At 47.4% G+C, this 16,932-nt stretch carries 21 protein-coding genes; 6 read left to right on the top strand and 15 right to left on the bottom strand.

Features of this window, described 5'->3' with window-relative positions:
* The first annotated feature begins 59 nt into the window (after positions 1-59).
* Positions 60-1,148: a metallophosphoesterase gene (locus ACTHSW_RS08635; protein ID WP_070459949.1), complete on the top strand. Its 1,089-nt coding sequence runs from the start codon at positions 60-62 to the stop codon at positions 1,146-1,148.
* Between the two features lie 140 nt (positions 1,149-1,288).
* A complete protein-coding gene (locus tag ACTHSW_RS08630) occupies positions 1,289-1,879 on the top strand; it encodes a LemA family protein (RefSeq protein ID WP_070459952.1) in 591 nt (196 codons plus the stop codon).
* 109 nt (positions 1,880-1,988) lie between these two features.
* On the opposite strand, the gene ACTHSW_RS08625 is transcribed toward ACTHSW_RS08630, so the two are convergent.
* From ACTHSW_RS08625 to ACTHSW_RS08610, 4 genes are read right to left on the bottom strand one after another with little or no spacing between them, the layout of a single operon-like run.
* Positions 1,989-3,101 carry an SGNH/GDSL hydrolase family protein gene (locus ACTHSW_RS08625; RefSeq protein ID WP_107810595.1) on the bottom strand — a complete coding sequence of 371 codons (1,113 nt, stop codon included), beginning with the start codon at positions 3,099-3,101 and terminating at the stop codon, positions 1,989-1,991.
* Positions 3,098-4,126 carry a peptidoglycan O-acetyltransferase PatB gene (patB, locus tag ACTHSW_RS08620; protein ID WP_070459958.1) on the bottom strand — a complete coding sequence of 343 codons (1,029 nt, stop codon included), beginning with the start codon at positions 4,124-4,126 and terminating at the stop codon, positions 3,098-3,100. Before patB ends, ACTHSW_RS08625 begins: the two co-directional genes overlap by 4 nt.
* 10 nt (positions 4,127-4,136) lie before the next feature.
* Positions 4,137-5,573 (bottom strand): MBOAT family O-acyltransferase, encoded by a 1,437-nt coding sequence (locus ACTHSW_RS08615; RefSeq protein WP_070459961.1) that lies wholly within the window; start codon positions 5,571-5,573, stop codon positions 4,137-4,139.
* A 46-nt stretch (positions 5,574-5,619) separates the two neighbouring features.
* Positions 5,620-6,258, bottom strand: a complete 639-nt coding sequence (locus tag ACTHSW_RS08610) for a DedA family protein (protein WP_070459965.1) — start codon at positions 6,256-6,258, stop codon at positions 5,620-5,622.
* A 230-nt stretch (positions 6,259-6,488) separates the two neighbouring features.
* Here ACTHSW_RS08610 and hda point away from each other — a divergent pair, with 230 nt between their 5' ends.
* From hda to ACTHSW_RS08590, 4 genes are all read left to right on the top strand, one after another.
* Positions 6,489-7,157, top strand: coding sequence for a DnaA regulatory inactivator Hda (gene hda, locus ACTHSW_RS08605; RefSeq protein WP_070459969.1), 669 nt, complete (start codon positions 6,489-6,491; stop codon positions 7,155-7,157).
* Complete coding sequence (locus tag ACTHSW_RS08600; protein WP_070459972.1) at positions 7,154-7,822, top strand: HAD family hydrolase; 669 nt, start codon at positions 7,154-7,156, stop codon at positions 7,820-7,822. The genes hda and ACTHSW_RS08600 overlap by 4 nt, the downstream gene beginning before the upstream one ends.
* Positions 7,823-7,882: 60 nt before the next feature.
* A complete protein-coding gene (locus ACTHSW_RS08595; protein ID WP_003747161.1) occupies positions 7,883-8,197 on the top strand; it encodes a TonB family protein in 315 nt (104 codons plus the stop codon).
* Positions 8,198-8,354: 157 nt separating this feature from the next.
* Positions 8,355-9,140: an endonuclease/exonuclease/phosphatase family protein gene (locus ACTHSW_RS08590; RefSeq protein WP_070459975.1), complete on the top strand. Its 786-nt coding sequence runs from the start codon at positions 8,355-8,357 to the stop codon at positions 9,138-9,140.
* A gap of 1,171 nt (positions 9,141-10,311) precedes the next feature.
* Here ACTHSW_RS08590 and ACTHSW_RS08585 read toward each other — a convergent pair.
* The 11 genes from ACTHSW_RS08585 to ACTHSW_RS08535 form a co-directional block, all read right to left on the bottom strand.
* Complete coding sequence (locus ACTHSW_RS08585) at positions 10,312-12,048, bottom strand: DUF927 domain-containing protein (protein WP_070459978.1); 1,737 nt, start codon at positions 12,046-12,048, stop codon at positions 10,312-10,314.
* Entirely contained in the window at positions 12,045-13,145 is a 1,101-nt protein-coding gene (locus ACTHSW_RS08580; RefSeq protein ID WP_070459981.1) for a DUF7146 domain-containing protein, read from the bottom strand. The genes ACTHSW_RS08585 and ACTHSW_RS08580 overlap by 4 nt, the downstream gene beginning before the upstream one ends.
* Positions 13,142-13,327 carry a polyribonucleotide nucleotidyltransferase gene (locus ACTHSW_RS08575; protein WP_070459984.1) on the bottom strand — a complete coding sequence of 62 codons (186 nt, stop codon included), beginning with the start codon at positions 13,325-13,327 and terminating at the stop codon, positions 13,142-13,144. Before ACTHSW_RS08575 ends, ACTHSW_RS08580 begins: the two co-directional genes overlap by 4 nt.
* Entirely contained in the window at positions 13,324-13,539 is a 216-nt protein-coding gene (locus tag ACTHSW_RS08570; protein ID WP_049351938.1) for a hypothetical protein, read from the bottom strand. Before ACTHSW_RS08570 ends, ACTHSW_RS08575 begins: the two co-directional genes overlap by 4 nt.
* Before the next feature lie 145 nt (positions 13,540-13,684).
* Positions 13,685-13,909 (bottom strand): hypothetical protein, encoded by a 225-nt coding sequence (locus tag ACTHSW_RS08565; protein WP_070459987.1) that lies wholly within the window; start codon positions 13,907-13,909, stop codon positions 13,685-13,687.
* The gene (locus tag ACTHSW_RS08560) at positions 13,869-14,195 is read right to left on the bottom strand and encodes a hypothetical protein (RefSeq protein WP_070459990.1); all 327 of its coding nucleotides are present in this window, start codon (positions 14,193-14,195) and stop codon (positions 13,869-13,871) included. The genes ACTHSW_RS08565 and ACTHSW_RS08560 overlap by 41 nt, the downstream gene beginning before the upstream one ends.
* A gap of 275 nt (positions 14,196-14,470) precedes the next feature.
* Positions 14,471-14,737 carry a helix-turn-helix domain-containing protein gene (locus ACTHSW_RS08555; RefSeq protein WP_070459993.1) on the bottom strand — a complete coding sequence of 89 codons (267 nt, stop codon included), beginning with the start codon at positions 14,735-14,737 and terminating at the stop codon, positions 14,471-14,473.
* A 124-nt stretch (positions 14,738-14,861) separates the two neighbouring features.
* Positions 14,862-15,092 carry a helix-turn-helix transcriptional regulator gene (locus tag ACTHSW_RS08550; protein WP_070459995.1) on the bottom strand — a complete coding sequence of 77 codons (231 nt, stop codon included), beginning with the start codon at positions 15,090-15,092 and terminating at the stop codon, positions 14,862-14,864.
* A gap of 138 nt (positions 15,093-15,230) precedes the next feature.
* Positions 15,231-16,223: a DUF6387 family protein gene (locus tag ACTHSW_RS08545; RefSeq protein ID WP_070459998.1), complete on the bottom strand. Its 993-nt coding sequence runs from the start codon at positions 16,221-16,223 to the stop codon at positions 15,231-15,233.
* Positions 16,224-16,243: 20 nt separating this feature from the next.
* Positions 16,244-16,555, bottom strand: coding sequence for a helix-turn-helix domain-containing protein (locus tag ACTHSW_RS08540; protein WP_070460005.1), 312 nt, complete (start codon positions 16,553-16,555; stop codon positions 16,244-16,246).
* Positions 16,552-16,920, bottom strand: a complete 369-nt coding sequence (locus tag ACTHSW_RS08535; protein WP_070460008.1) for a type II toxin-antitoxin system RelE/ParE family toxin — start codon at positions 16,918-16,920, stop codon at positions 16,552-16,554. The genes ACTHSW_RS08540 and ACTHSW_RS08535 overlap by 4 nt, the downstream gene beginning before the upstream one ends.
* Between the last annotated feature and the right edge of the window lie 12 nt (positions 16,921-16,932).

The following is a 16,932-nucleotide window of genomic DNA, read 5'->3' as shown; positions in this document are numbered from 1 at the left end:
TACACTGAAAGTTTCAGACGGCCTAAAATCTGCCTTTTGATTTTTTAGGGCGGAAAGGCATGTTTGGCAAGATGTTTTTTGTGAGCGTCATTCTGTTGCAAGTGTTTACATTCGGGCTCGGGCGTTCGCTGCAATGGTTGTTTGCGCCTTGGATTGGCAAAGTCGGCAGACGTTGGCTGATGGGTATTTCCTATTTCATTACAAACGGCTTGTTGGTCGGTTTGCTGCTGGAGTTGGGACATATAATATTCCGCGCGATGGCGTTTTGGATGGTGATCTTGCTGTTTGTGATGTATGCCGCGCTGGCGACATTTATCCTGTATCTTTTGCTGCGCCGTTTTATGGCACGCCAACTGCTGTCACGAAGCCTGCGGCTGTTTGCGCCTTTGTTTGTGGCCGGTTTGCTCGGTTTTGGGATGTATAACGCCTATACGCCTGTTGTTCGCCATCAGACTGTATTCATCAATAAGAAAATGGATAAGCCGCTGCGTATCGGCGTGGCCAGCGATTTGCACTTGGGGATTTTGTTTGGCGCGCGTCAATTGGACAAGCTAACGGACATCATGAAGCGGGAAAAAGTCGACATGGTGTTGCTGCCGGGGGATTTGATGGACGATACCGTTGATGCCTACCTTAAAGAAAACATGAAACCGCATTTGCAGAAGCTGACTGCGCCGATGGGCGTTTATGCCACTTTGGGCAATCATGACTGGTTCCGCGATCAGAAGCGTATCAAACATGAATTGGAAGCGGCAGGTTTGACGGTTTTGGCCAATCAGGTTCTGGAAGTGAATGGTGTGTTGCTGGTAGGGCGGAGCGATGATTTGGATCGCAAGCGTCCCAGTGCGGAGCAGCTTTTGGAAGGTCAAAATACCCAATTACCGGTTTTATTGATGGATCACCGTCCTACTTCAATCGAAACCCATGCCCGGCTGCCGATTGATGTGCAGGTCTCCGGCCATGTCCACAACGGCCAAGTTGCACCTGCCAACCTTATCGTCCGTACGCTTTATCGTCTTGCTTACGGTTATGAGGCGATCGGCAACGGCCATTTTTTCACCACTTCGGGCTACGGCTTCTGGGGCATTCCCCTTCGTTTGGGTTCGCAATCAGAAGTGTGGGTTATCGACATCAAGTCAAAGCATTGAAATAGAAATATAAACTTCAGGCCGTCTGAATTTTAGACGGCCTTTTTTATGAAAATTGGGAAAAAATATTAAAATTGGATTATAATCAATGTAAAAAATCAGCCACCGGTATGAGTGGCATCATAACTAGGGAACTCACTATGGGCATTATCAGTCTTGCACTTATTTTCGTATCAATCGCCGCCGTCTTATTGTATTTCAAACAACAGTTGAAAGACCGCAAAAAAGACTGTCGCGAATCCTTTGTCTCTTTGCGCATTGCGCTTGACTGCCGACATCAGGCCGTCCGTCATGTATTGGATGCATACAGCAAACACCTGCAAGAGCAGGGCATTGCATCGGATCGAAACGTTCAGCAGATGTGTGCCGAAGTCGAAACCGCATTGGCGCAAACTGCCAAAACATTTTCCGAATCCAAGATCAAACATCTGTGCGAAGCCGAAACAGCATTGAATCATGCGCTGAAAAAATTGCAAACTGCCGTCAAAGGCCTTTTGAAACAGTATCCTGATGAGAAATTGGCCGGTTTGATGGAAATGCTGGATGCAGCAGAGGCGGAAGTTGCATCGGCACGCCGCACTTACAACCGCAGAGCCGGAAGCTACAACCATCATTTAAACAAGCTGCCCAACCGCCTTGTCGCCAAGCCATTAGGTTTTGACAGGCAGGCAAGATTGGTTCATTTTACGGAAAACCAAACGCAACGCATGAGCAGCAATATGTTGGCTTAAAAAAATAAGCAGTTTGCTGAATAAGCGATAAACAAAAGGCCGTCTGAAATATTAATTTCAGACGGCCTTTTATGTGCTGTTAATGAAAAACACTTAGGCCTTGGCCAATTTATTGAGCAAAGCGGATCAGGCTGTCGGCAAGCTTATCGGCTGCAGTTTCATAACCTTGTGCAGAGAAGTGGACGCCGTCTTTGGCTGCCAAGCCTTGAGCCATCCAGTTTTTCATGCTGCATGCCCCGCCCATCGCATCCTGCCAAGACCAGAACATGATTTTTTCGTCATGGGCAACGCGTTGCTGCATTTGTTGTACTTCGCTGAGTAAGACTGGACGGTTGCCGCAGCTGCCGTAGGCAGTTTTCAAAGATTCCGGAGCGCCGAGGATCAGGATACCTGCGTTAGGCAGGGTGTTTTTGATTTGACGGATGTAATTGCGCCATGTCCGCTCGGTAGAGGAAATATCGAGGTTGCCGGAAAAGGCTTCATTGGTACCGTAGGCAAGGATGATTAAATCGGCTTTGGTTTGTGCCAAATCTTCCCACATACCGGGCCGCCATTTTGACCATTGGGATAACTGCGCGCCGTTGATGCCCATGGCGGAAACGGTTACGCCGCGTCCGGGGCGTTCGATATTAATGAAACCGATTTGCCAAGGCATGCTGCTGCTGAGGGTCATCGGCAGGGAAGCATTGGTACGCAGCAGTTGCCAACCGTTTTGTGTGGCAGGGATTTCGCGGCCGTTGACGGTCAGGGTTTGCTCTGACCAAACCGGTTTGCCGAAAATGGAGATTTGTTGCATATCCATGCTGCCGTCGGCTGCGCTTAAGGTAATGCTGCCGCCATCGGCGCGTGCTTCAATACCGCCGAAAGAAAAATCGCTGTGTGATTTGCGGCTGCTGATGGTGTTCCAACCGCTGCCGCTGTAACGGACGGTTGCCATGCGCTGGCCTTTGACGGTGTTGGGGTAAACCCAACCGATGCCGCCGTTGCCCCATTGTTGTTGCAAACGGCGACGCAGGCGGTCGGTGAAATAGTCGCCGGCGGTGTGGGAGTCGCCAACTTGGATGATGCGAAACTTGCCGTCTGAAGTATTGTTGAGCTGTTGCAGTTTATTCAGCCAGGCAGGGCGGTTGGAGCCGTAGTTGCTTAACAGGCCGTCATTGGTTGCGCAGGCGGTAATAGGGAGTGCGAGAAGTGTGAGGAGTAAGGTTTTATTAAATTTCATGGTTGTGTATCGTGTGTAAAATTAATTTTTTCCATAATTTTTTCGGCCAATAGTTTTTGGCCTTCTGCGGAAAAGTGAATGCCGTCCTTGCTGCGGTAACGGATGATTTTTCCATCTACTTTGACAGAGTCGGCATATTCTTCTGCGCCATTGCTCAACAGTTTGTCAGTCGGCAGCCAAATGGCTTGAGGCGACACCGTACCCGACAGGATTTTGTCGAGGTAGCGCATCTGTTCGTTGAGCTTGGCTTTTTTCATGTAAGGAATGCCCAGCCAAATGACTTGGACATCATGTGTGGAGGCTGCATCAAGAATACGGCGGACGCGGTTGAGGTATTCTGCCTCCCATTCGGGGGAGGCGAATTTCAGGTATTTTTTACCCATCGGGAAATCCCAAGGGTCGTTGGGGCCTAAGAATACAACCAAAACGCGGATATCGGGTTCTTTTTGCAAAGTTTGTTCGATGGTTTTCGGCCAGTCGAAGAAATTGGGGTAGGACAAACCGGTACTTTGTTTGCTGAGGTTGACCGATTGTACGCCATATTCTTGCTTGAGGTGTTTTTGTACGAAAGGTGCAACGCCCTGCATCAGTGAGTCGCCGGCAAAGAAAACTTTGTTGCCTTTTTTCAACACGACCTGTGTTGCCGACTGATCAGCCTGATTGCTTGGCTCGCTGGCTGCGGTATCTGTATTGTTAGCCGCATCGGAAGCAGCAGAGTCTTTTTGATTGTCGGATACTTCAATGTTTTCCGTATTTTCAGACGACCTTGTTGTTTCAATGCCAGAGTCTTCCGAAGCCAAAGTGTCTTCTGCTTCCAGCGAAGCTTTCAGGCCGTCTGAAAATTCGTAGGCTTTTTGTTGCCAATCCGCACCGATACGCCACCAAGCGTATTCGGATAAAGGCTCAAGCGGACTGTTTTCATGATAGGTTTGCTGCCAATAGGCATTGATGGAGTTTTGGGCAAACCACGTCAGCGCAACCGCACTGAGCAGAATCGAAACAAACAGGGAGATAAAGCGTTTCATGTTCTGCTCCTTAGAAGTTGGCGTAAATAAAGCCGGGAATACCGGACGGGGCGAAGACGATAATCAGGGCGAGGATCAGCGTGATGGGGATAAACCACAGCCATGCAGGCAGTTTGTCCAAGCCTTTTACCGATGCTTCAAATAAGCGAAGCAAATACGGGTACAGCAAAAGCATCATCGCAAATGCACCCAGCAACATGAGGTCGGTCGGCAGAGGCGCGTTCCAACCTTTGTCATTGGCAAATAATGCGCTGAACAGCATTTCCGTATCGGCAAGCGTTGCGCTGTTGAACACGACAAAAGCGAAACAAACGAAATGGAAAGTAAACAGCCAGGCAAGCGGTTTGCCGATTTTCAGACGGCCTAAGGCATTGCGGCCGACGATTTTATCGCCGCAGTTAAGGAATACTAAAGCCGCACCGTGCAGCGCGCCCCAAATTAAAAAGCTCCAGCCATAGCCATGCCAAATGCCGGAAAGCAACATAGCAATCATCAGATTGAGCTGGGTGCGGCCGAAGCCTTTTTTGCTGCCGCCCAAAGGGATATAGATATAGTCGCGAATCCAAGTGGACAGGCTGATATGCCATCTGTCCCAGAAGTCGCGGATGTTGATGGCGCGAAGCGGCGCGGCAAAGTTTTTCGGCAGTTGGAAGCCGAGCAGCATGGCCAAGCCGATGACCAAATCTGAGTAGCCGGAAAAGTCGAAAAAGAGTTGGAAGGTGTAGCCATAAATCGCAGACAGAACGCCCCAGCCGTCGAACTGAGCCGGATTTTCAAAAACAGGCGATACCCAACCTTCCGCTAATACGCCGGCAAGCCACCACTTTTTGGCAATGCCCAACATAATCAGGCCAACCGCCAAAGCCGGATAAATCAGCTGGCGTGCCTGTTTGGTGCGGATTTGCACCAATGCGCCTGCTTGTTCGCCATCTATGCTTTTAAAAGCGGCTGCACGGATAATCGGGCCGGATGTGATGGTGGGGAAGAAGCTCAGATGCAGTAGGAGCTCGTGCCATTCAAAACGCTCTCCCTTAGGCTCACGGTAGCAATACACCAAGTAAGCCAGCGATTGGAAAGTGTAATAAGACAAGCCCAGAGGCAAAAGGATGTCGATGACGGCGCTTTGTCCTGTATATTGCTGAATAATCGGGCGGAAAAAGTCGAAGTATTTGAAGAAACACAAAACAGTCAATGCCGCCAAAATACCGCAACCCAGCCAAAATTTGCGGATATGCTCGTTTTCAGAAAACATCAGCACGCTGACCAGGTAAACCACAGACGAGTAAACCAAAATCAGCGCGGCAAAGATGGGGTCGATACGGTAAAGCCAGCCCAGTCCGGCAACCAAAAGTAAAACGTTTTGAACTTGCGGCAAACGTGCAAATGCCCAGTACAGCGGCAAAAATACGATAAAGAATACCGCAAACTCAATAGACAACAACGGCATGACAATTCCTTGATGTGTTTAAACTTTCAAACTTTTCGATTGATTGTTATTTTTTGGCGTTAAGTTTGGCGCGGACGACTTCGACTACCGCAGGTAAAATCGAAATCACGATGATTGCCGCCATGACTAAGCCCAGATTGTTTTTGACGACGGGGATATTGGCGAAGAAGTAGCCTGCATAGGAAAACGACAATACCCACAACACTGCGCCGATAATGTTGTAACGGATAAACGTCGCGTAGTGCATATCGCCCATACCGGCGACAAATGGAGCAAACGTCCGCACAATCGGCACAAAGCGCGCAATGATGATGGTTTTACCGCCGTGTTTTTCATAGAACGCATGGGTTTTTTCCAAATACGAACGGCGGAAAATTTTGGAATCAGGATTGGCAAACAGTTTTTGTCCAAAATACTTGCCAATCATAAAGTTGGCCGCATCGCCTAAAATAGCGGCCGCCAAGAGCAGCAATACCATGACGTGGATGTTCATGCCGCCGATGGCCGCAATACCGCCGGCGGCAAAAAGCAGCGAGTCGCCGGGTAAAAATGGCGTTACGACCAAACCAGTTTCGCAGAAAATCACAACAAACAAAATCGCGTAAATCCACGGGCCGTATTGGGCGGAAAGGTGGACAAGGTGTTGGTCGATATGGAGGATGAAATCAATAAGGGTAGAAATCACTAGGGTTCCCCAAATAAAAAGGCCGTCTGAAAAAGAACAGACAAATGTTTCGGCGAGAAGTTCGACATTGTAAAACCAAAGCGGAATAAAACCAATGCCGTAAGCGCGTCAAGATATGTTTAGAAGTGCAGATATGTTGCAGGTATAGGTTTCAGACGGCCTTTATCCTTGATGGTGGACGGCAAAACAACGTAAAATAAAGCCGATTTCAACCTAACCGGTGCGCCTTTGTGAACCAGCTCATCTTCGATTTTGCCAGCCATGATTATCCCGGCTTCGACAAATTTCTGGGAACAGAAAATGCCGAGCTGGTGTATGTGTTGCAGCACAAACATGGGCAATTTATCTATGTTTGGGGCGAAGAGGGCGCAGGAAAAAGCCATCTCTTGCAGGCATGGGTCGCACAGGCGCTCGATGCCGGACGAAATGCCATCTATATTGATGCCGCCGCCACGCCGCTGACAGAAGCCGCGCTGGATGCGGAATATCTTGCCATTGACCAAATCGAAAAGCTTAATAATGAAGAACAGGCTTTACTGTTTGCCATCTTCAACCGCTTCCGCAACAGCGGCAAAGGCTTTTTGCTTTTGAGTTCCGAATATACGCCGCAACAACTCGTTATCCGCGAAGACCTGCGCACACGCATGGCGTATTGCTTGGTTTACGAAGTCAAACCGTTGACCGACCGGGAAAAAATCGATGCGCTTGTCAGCATGGCGGCCGCCCGTCAGGTAACCATCGATCCAGAAATTTTCGAATACCTGCTGAACCATTGGCGGCGCGATATGGACAGCCTGATGCAAATGCTCGATACCCTCGACAACTACGCCGTTATGATGGGCAAGCGCATTACTTTGCCGCTTTTGCGCCAGCTTTTAAAACAACAGGAAACCCAATGAAAAACCTTGCCATTTTCGACCTCGACAATACTTTAATCAATACCGATTCGGATCACTCCTGGCCGCAATACCTGATTAAAAAAGGCATAGTGGATGCGGCTGAAACCGAGGCGCAAAATGAAAAGTTCTACCAAGACTATCAAAACGGTTGTCTTGATATTGATGCTTTCCTCAAATTCCATCTCGCGCCTTTAGCCCGTTTCAGCAAGGAGGAATTGGCTGAGTTTCATCGCGAGTTTATGGCCGAATATATTGTTCCGCATATTTCTCCGATGCAGCGTATGTTGGTACAAAGCCATCAAATGGCGGGTGACGAAATGTTGGTTATTTCTTCGACCAACGAGTTCATCATTACTCCAATCTGCCATCTTTTCGGTATTCACAACATTATCGGCACACAGCTTGAAACCGGTGAAGACGGCCGATATACCGGCAACTATGTCGGTACGCCGAGCCTGAAAGAAGGCAAAATTACCCGATTGAACCAATGGCTTGCCGAGCGCGGCGAGACCTTTGAAAGCTACGGTAAGGTTTATTTTTACAGCGACTCCAAAAACGACTTGCCGTTGCTGCGTATCGTGGACGAACCTGTCGCCGTCAATCCGGATGCCGAGTTGGAAAAAGAAGCCAAAGAAAAAGGTTGGCCGATTTTGAATTTCAAATAACGACGAATCCAGGCCGTCTGAAATATTTAACCTAACCACAACCCTAATAAGGACTAAAACATGAAAACGACTAAACTCCTCGCCTCAGCCCTGTTGTTTGCCGCTGTATTCGGTACCGCACAAGCAGCCGATACCGAAACTCTGGAAGCCATGAAAGCACAAAACGGCAGCGTTAAAACCGTTTTGATGGATGTCTTCACAACTCCTGCCGGTAATGTCGACCGCGTGAATATCATTCAATCCAGCGGCAATCCTGAAATGGACGAACGTGCAGTGAAAAGCGTTTCCAAATATCCTTATCCGAAACGCAAAACCGCATCTAAATACCAACATACCGTTACTTTTGAGACCAATGTTGAAGTAATCAACAACTGATTCGGACGCAAGGCCGTCTGAAAAACAAAAGGCGTTTTGATTGGGAAATTCCCTGTCAAAACGCCGTTTTATTCTTTAAACAAGTATAACCAAAATTGCCGTAAAACCACACGCTCCGGTGTTATACTGAAGCAAATAAACCGCTTCATCACACATCATGTCTCCCCGTCCAGTTACCATTACTTCCTACAATATGCACAAAGGCATGTCTGCGCTCAACCGCAAAGTGCAGGTCAACCGCATGGCTGACGCGCTGGGTGCATTGGGTTCGGACGTTTTGTTTTTACAAGAAGTCCAAGGACAACATCTCAACAGAAGCCGCCGTACCGACTTTCCCGATGCGCCGCATTACGACATCATCGGCGACAGCCTCGATTATCATCGCAGCTACGGCAAAAATGCCGTCTATCCCAAACGACACCACGGCAACGCCATTCTCAGCCGCCTGCCGCTGAAAACGGAAAACAACCTCAACATCAGCGTCAATAAACTCGAACAGCGCGGCCTGTTGCATTGCGAGGTCGTGCCCGAAGGTTGGGAAGATCCGCTGGTGTGTTTGTGCGTCCACCTCAATCTGCGCGAGCCGGACCGCCTTAAACAATACCGCGCCATCAGCGATTACGTTGGCCGATATATTCGTCCGGAAAGCCCGTTGATTATCGCTGGCGATTTCAATGACTGGCGGCAGAAATCAGCGCATGAATTGGGCAGGGCATTAGATTTGAACGAAGTATTCGTCGATAATACAGGCAAACGCCCCAAAACCTTCCCTTCGCGCCTGCCCATCCTCAGTCTTGACCGCATTTACACGCGCAACCTTGATGTCATCGATTCTGAAATCCACAACAGTAAAGACTGGCAGCATTTGTCAGATCATCTGCCCTTGAGTGTAACGGTTAGACCTCATCGTAAAATGAATATGAAATCAGATAGAAAAATGTGAGGCTGAAATTTTTTAAAGCACTATTGGGAATGTATCGAAAGAAAAAGTTTTTTCGCTCAGATATTTGATATAAAAACAGGCCGTCTGAAAAGTTTCAGACGGCCTGTTTAAGTTTATAAAAAAGCGCAAACTTTTTTATATTAAAAGTTTGCGCTTCAAATCTGGTGGAGGCGGGGTCAATCGTACTTTGAGATTAACTCATTGATTTAAATATAATCATGTTCTTGTTTACGGTAAAAGTTACCCCAAAAGTTACCCCAAAACTTTAAGGTAGGGGCATTTTTTTGGCACTATTTACCCCTTGTCAGATTGCCAGTTTAAGCTGTTTGGGTGGCAGGGGCAAAAATATTTTGCGGCATTTCTGCCAAGCTGTAAACATGGTTGAATTGTAACACTGGAAATTATCCGCGCTTGTGGGGTGTTCTCTGCTTTCTTCTTCCAGTCGTCCGATATTGTCTCTCGGGCGGCTTTTGTTTGTATCGGCTCTGTCAGTCATGCGCCCAAACAAAAAAAGCGTATATATACAAAAAAACGCAAAAATCGTTTGTTACCTTGTTACCAATGGCTGAAAGCCTTGCCAGTCATGGCTTACATGGTAACAAAACACATATTTTAACCTTGTTACCATTTGTTACCGCTCCTATTTTTTAAGCGTAACCATTTGAATATAAAAGGGTAACAAGTGGTAACAAATCGGTAACAAGTAAATTTATGTTCATTTGTTACCGTTTTTTCTGTGTTTTTATATTTATATTCATATAGTTATAAGTGTTAAATTTTGTGGTAACAAAGGTAACAAGTGATTTTGCCTCGCGCATATGGTTTTATCTTTTCGCGTGTCTTGGTCTTCTTTCCTTTTTATGGGCTCCAAAAATTCAAGGGCTGCTTTTCTCGCGCGCGCGCGTATTGGTGTCGAAATTATTTATCCCTCGTCTGTCTTTGTTGGTCATAGCGTAAATAGGCTAAAATCGCGCTGTAAGCGCGTTTCTTTGTTTTGGTAGGGTAGGTATAGGGAAAGGGTCAAACAGTCCTAATTTTTGAGATTTAGGGGCTTCCTGTTAATTTTATGCTTTCTTGGTTGGTCTGCCTGAATGTTTAGACGTAAAAAAGCCCGCCTGTGTTGATCCCGGCGGGCTTGGTTAGGATTTTGGAATTAACCCCATGTAAATGATTAGTCGTCCAGTTCTATATTTGTAGCTAAAACATGAAACCAGCCGTTACCTTTCCGCTGGTGTTGGTAGCCTCTGTTTTTGTGGTTATATTTCAACAATCCATTATCTGCTAATACGCGGCAAACTTTCGCTTCATCGAAACTTTGGGCGATTTCATCGGCAAAGACACGGCGGATTACCCACAATTCCAATTTTTCCCCCTCCTGTTTCCTATATCCTGCATGGTCTTTATTGGTGCTTTTATCGCTCCATTCCATAAACCGCGTGCCTAATGCGTGCTGGGCGATAAAATCCTCTGCCTGCTCAATGATTCGGCGGTCTTCGTGTTTTCCTGCTCCGTTGGCTTCCAGCCATTCATCAAAGCATTTTTTCACGCCTGCCATGCCTACACCTACGGGCAAGCCGGTAACAGGGGCGGCAAGTTCCAAAGCGGAGGCGGCGATAGCAAAGCGTTTTGCTACTCTTCGCGCCTGCCCTGATAATTCGGGAATGGTTGCCATAAATGCGGCCATGCGCTCCGTTGCCTGCTGTTTGGCTTGTTCTAGGTTGTCTAAAAGCTGTCGGATAAATAGTCTTCCTGCCGTTCCGTGATATTTTTCTGCTGATTGGGCGATATGCTCACTCAACAATGCGCCATCTTCAAATCCGTGCAATGTGTCATAAATGCCGTATTGCGCGGCGGCTCTGATACTAGGCAGGCGGGCGGCTTGTCCTGCGTTCCAATCGCCCTTATGGTGCTTCAAGATGGAATCGGGGGTCTTTTCGCCGGTGGAAAACATCATCACTTTCCAGCGGCTTAAAGCGCGGTTTCCGCCTTGTTTTGCGCCTTGCACTTTGTTGATACCGTTCATAACGCTATAAACAGTATCGCCGATAACGTGCGGGCTTGCCTGTCCTATTTCGTCCAACACCAGCAAGCCATCATTGCGGGCGGCGGCTGTGTTGGAAAAGCCTATTTTCGTACCGCTCCAAGACAACAGGCTTCCTGATGGTTTGCCCCATACGCTCAAGGCTACTTTTGCGGCTGTGGTTTTGCCGTCTGAAGAATCGCCCATCAAGTGGAAGCCCCCCGATTCTTCGTTTAATAGGGAAAGCAACGGGGCGGCAAATGAAGCTCCCAAAGCAAGGCACAAACGGCTATTTCCTACTGCATATCGGGCTATGTTTTGTTGCCAGTCGGTAAGCTCTCCGTTTGGCTGATATGCCTTTGCTTGGCTGGTGTCGCCGTTGTAGATAATGGCGGGGTCTTTGTCGGTCGCTGTGATGGTTTCCCCACTGGGCATAATGTAGCTGTCTTCGTGCCAGCCTGCGCGGTCGGTAATGGTAAAGGCCGCCGGGCTTCCCTCTTTCTGCAAATAGTCTGCTAGTCTTTCCCTTTTTGCCCGCCCGCTCATGATGACTAGGCCGAAATTCTGCAAACGCTGCCAGCCTTGGACTGTGCCGATTTCTGCTTGTGGTATGGCGGCGGTCTTTTGTTGGCGTGTGATTTTGTCTTTAAACTTGATAATCCGATAATACGCGCCGTCATTGTCTTGCCCTGTGCCAATGATGTCGATAGGGTCGGAAAGCAATAGCGGCTCTGCTTCGATAATATCGCCGTCTTTATCGGTTCTAACGTTTACCCACCATACGCCCCGATTGTCGATTTCAAAGTGAGGGCGCGGGCGGAATGGCTCGATATTCTCAAGGTTGTAGTCGTTGGGGCTTTCCTGCTTCGCTGTTTCGGTATTTTTCATGCTGTCTGTCCTCCGAAATGATTGTCTGATTGCTTTTTCTCGTTCAGTTCGTCCAGTGCGTCATAGCCCGGCGTTTTGCTTTGCCATATGCTCGCCTTGATTCCCTGCTTAATGGCTCGCATTGCCAAGTCATAAGCAGCTCTGTAACCAACGGGGCGGGGCGTGTCGTTATCGGCAATAATCGCAATTTCTTTTATACCGTTCAAAAACTGAAAATTTGCCATGCTGTTTGCGCTCAAGGCCGCGTATAAGCCCCAATCGTAAGCCTTGTACAATTCACGGGCGGCAAGGGCGGTTTCTATTCCCTCTGCAATGACAAGACGGCCATTTTCAGGAATCGGGAACAAGTGGACGGCTTGCCCTGAAATGCTGCCTTGCTTACGGTTTCGCATTTTCTTGGCCGGTAATGCTTCGCCTGTTACAGGGTCTTTGATTGCCAGTTTCTGATAGCGCGGGGCGTGTAGTCCGTCCTCCCCGCATGGCTTGTCATAGCTAGGCTGTAAATAGGTTAGGTGTAAGCCTTGTAGCTCTTCGTCCATATCGCGGATAGCGCAAACCATACAGGGGAAACGGCCAAGCAAAAGCGGCTTATCTTCGACTGTTGTCCAATAGTCTTTTTCAGGTAGGAAACGGACGTTTTCGGGTAAATGCGCCATCTCCAAACCGCGTGATCTCAAATACTGGATAACAGGGGAATCGGGGCGGATAGGTTCTGTGCTTCTCCACAATGCGGCCAGTTTCTCGATTTGGTCTTTTTCGGGGCGTGGCTGCGCTTGTGGGCGTTTGGGCGGTATCGGCAAAGGGTTTGCATTGTCCATGTCTAAAATGCCAGCAACCTGCTTTAAGGCCGTCTGAAAATCACACCCGAAAAAGTGCATTACCAAGCCGAAACCATCACCCGCGCCGTTGTTGTAATGGTTGCAAATGAATGTGCCGTTTCCGTCCTTGTCGTCATATCTGAAACGGTCTTTCCCTCCACACGCGGGGCAGGGCTGGTGTTTGTTTTTCAGGTATCGCTGGTCTATGCCTAATGCCGCGTGTATTTCCGGCCAGCGGTATTGCGCGGCTGCTCTGATTTCTTTGCATGTCGGTTTCATTTTCCTACCTCCTCGAATCTGTCCATAGATTCGCGGGCTATGGCTGATACGGTATGAATCGCCTCTTTTTGGCTTGCTCCGTCATTCACAATCAGCAAGATAGTGCTTACAACGTCCGCCGCTGCGATTGCCTTTTCTTTGCTGTTTAGTTGGTTTGCCAGTTTCTCCGTGATGGTTTTCATTGCTCTGCCTCCTCTGATACTGGCTCTAAAACAATTCCTGCTGTTGGGTCGGTTTCCCATATTGCGGGCGTTTCTTGCTCTAGTTGCTCCGTGTCAGCGTGGGCGGGCTGGTTACAGGCTCGGACTACCAAAGCCAAAAGCAACACCCAAAACACCAGCAAGGCGCGGTTAAGATACCGGCGGAAACGGTCGGATTTATTGGTCTGTTTCATGGTTTTATCCTTTGCTCTGCCTCCAGTGTTTCAAAACATGAACCTAATAAAATCAATTAGTTATGAAAACACTAGGGCGAAGTTTGCCCTATGCCGTCTGAAATAGGCGGCATAAAGGCGGGTAAATTTCAGGGAATAGGTGGGCTTAATCTGCTTTGGTTACGCTGTAAACAGCCCATTCTTTCAGGTCGTCTGAAAGCTCCAGCAGGGCGGAAACCTGATTTACAGATTCCGTAAAGCTGTAACCAAACACCAGCGCCAGCAGGTCAAAACCGCTGCCGCCTTTGGGGGTGCATTGGTTACAGATGTAGCCGCCGCCGTCTGAATCGTCAGGGCGCGGGATGGGGTCGGTTTTGAATATATCCCTCAAGCTCGGATGACAAATCGAAAGATTCCAAGTTTTCCGCATGGGGGACTAGGGTTTGAATGACTGTGGCAAGGCGTGCCGTGCTTCTGATCGCACTTATGGGGGTGTTGTGGACGGGATGGGCGGCCATGTTGTCGCAAATGGTGTCGATAATTGCGCCCGTATTGGCGATAAATTCGCCGCCGTAGTACAGCGCGTCCATAATGCGGTTTGCCAGCTCTAAGGGGATGGTTACCGTTTGGGCTTGATTTTGAATGGTTTGGATTTGGGTAGAAGTGCAAGATTGCATTTGAAATGCTCCTAGTTAAATTGAGATTTGAGAAATGCCCGAAATAAGGGGGCGGTGCTCTCTCCTGTAACTAGTCAGGCGTGGACGTTGCCGTTACCACACACCGCCATAAACTTTGATATGCCGTCCAAAGCCTGTGAATAGGCTTCAAACGCCATAAGAGAAAATGGCGATAAAAAATCAGCGTTTACCCTGCTGATTTGGGCTAGTTAATTTAAGAGAGAAACTTAATTCTGCTTCTCAAAGCTCAATCTGTCAAATGGTTTTTTACGGGGTTAGATGGCGTTATGCTTACTCTTTCCCGACACCAGCAAAGAAAACCGCCCGCGTTTCACGGTCGCCCCGAATTGGTTTTGCACTTCTTCCATCACGGTTATGATTTCATGCCCCGCTCTGCGAAGTTCCATAATGCGTGAGTTATAGCCAAGTATGCCCATCTGTGCCAGCTCCCATGATGTAACGCTCCCTTTTCTCAATCGGGCTAAAATGCGCTCTCTTTGGCTTGGCGTTTTGGGCTTGTTATTGATACAATCAAGTTTCATAATCTACTCTTCTTTCTACCGTCTGAATGTCCGTTCAGGCGGTCTTATTTTTTAAAAATCAGGTCTTGAGTTACAATCGCGCGCGCGGGCGCGTACTGTTACGAAAACTCCTGTTCTCCTTTCATTAGCTTGCCTGTTCTGTAAGCCATTTCTTCACTTCTCCTGCTACATAAAAGCGGCTGCGCGTGCCTGTGATTTGGCGTGATTGCGGGAATTGTCCTGCTGCCTCCAGTCGTCTGATTTGGCTGCTACTCAAGCGAGTGATTCCGCGCCGTCCTTTTGCTTGGCTTGTCTCAAGTTCTGCAATAGTTAATTGCGCGGTATCAGGTAAGCAGTCGATATTGATAATGTGCATTTATTGCCTCCGGTTGGTTAATCACGCCTGCGTGTTGCTGGCGTTTCGATAGGCATAAATATAGCCGCCTCAATGGGCGGCTTTCGAGAGAGAAAAAAATGAGAAAAAACTCTCTTTTAATTTCAAAATTTACTTAGGTTATTTTTGTTTCTTTTTCATATGTAATTGATACATATCTATAAAATCATCTTCAAATTCTATTACCTCATTTATTTCTTTGCATTTAATATCATATCTATGCATGAAAGGGTTTGCCACTGCTTCCAATAATAGGATAGCTTTTGGTAATACGCTGTCTTTGATTGTGGACTTATCGGGAAACCATTCTTCCCCTGTTTTTGGGTTGATAACGGTTTCTGTACCATCGCCAAAGAGTAAGAATAACAGTTCTTCATGCGTGAAGTGTTGGCCGGTGTATACCTCCCAAATCAGCAAATCTAGGCATGGCAATACTCTGAAACGGTTTAGGCTTTCTATTTCTGAATCACTAAATGTTCTTGTCATGTCGTATTTTTTGCTTATATGGATATGGCCGCCGTAAAGTTGAAATGCTCTGTATTGCCTTAAGAAATACTCAAACATTTCTTTCAGCTCATCATCGGTATGTTCTTGGAAATTAATCAGCACCGGCGTGAAACAATTATATGCCCCTGCTTTTTTTTCATATCTGAATTGGCCTAGTTTGGGTAATTGAATCCCTACGGTAGAAATTTCATCAATAGGCATTTTTTCCCCGTCAGAATCGACAATATCAGCCCCGTGTTTTGCCAGCAATCCATTAAAGCAAGAGAAAAAGGAAGAATCGGGGAATGTTTTCTCATCGGGGAATGTTTTCTCTAAGTCTTCAAATGGTATTTTGTACATATCATCAGAAATTAGATTCTTGCCTAATGGAATCCCTCTAGAATCTCTTGGAATATCAGTATTACCCAAAAACAATGATTGCCAAGAGTTTATACAATCATTGCAGATGTCATAACCTAAATCTGGATTACGGTCATATTTTAAATTCTCATTGTAGTGGTAAATTTTATGTTCAAAAGCGATTGCCCAATCTTCCCGCCCCCATTGGTAGGTCTCTTCATACTTGGAAATATCAAACCATTTAGGACAATAATCATGAGTATTCATTTTTAGCTTTGTTTCCGGTATCAGGCAATCGCCTCAATTCCCTTGTTCTTGACGATAGTAAGCAGCTTCAAAGCCGCGCCGCTCGGCTTTTTAATACCCCGCTCCCATTCGGAAACTTGGTTTTTACCAATGTTCAGATACATGGCAAAAGCGGCTTGTGATAATGCTTCGCGCTCTCTGATTGCCTTGATGTCTTCGCCGCTCAATGGTTTGATTTCGGTCAGGCATGATTTGTCAAAATCGCGCATGGTTTTTTTGTCGATAATGCCAATGTCGTGCAATCCCTGCATGGTTTCATGTATTGCTGCAAAAATCTCGCTTTTGTATTTCATGGCTGTATCTCCGTGAAAGTGCCGTTTGATTTGGCTTGTTCTATGTCGGTTTCCGTCATTGCCAAGATGATGGCGGCGGCTTTCTTTAATTCTGCAAGTTCTTTGTCCGTGATGTTTTCGCGGTCGTTCTTGGCAAAGGCAGTCATGAAAAACGCCCGTTCCCCACGTCTGAAAAATATCAGACTACGATAACCGCCGCTTCTGCCTTGTCCTTGCCTTGCTATGCGTTGCTTGATAACGCCGCCGCCTAAATCTGCGTCTATCACTCCTTTATCTGCCCGCTCTACCGCTTCTATCAGCTCGGAATCGCTGATTTTGTGCTTCTTGGCAAATTTCGTTATCCACTGGTTTCTAAATATCCGCATGGTTTTCTTTCG

This window comes from Neisseria sp. P0008.S004 (genome assembly GCF_051962755.1).
Classification (GTDB): Bacteria; Pseudomonadota; Gammaproteobacteria; order Burkholderiales; family Neisseriaceae; genus Neisseria; species Neisseria subflava_A.
The sequence above is the reverse complement of the archived record's forward strand: the minus strand, read 5'-3'. Positions and strand labels throughout refer to the sequence as shown.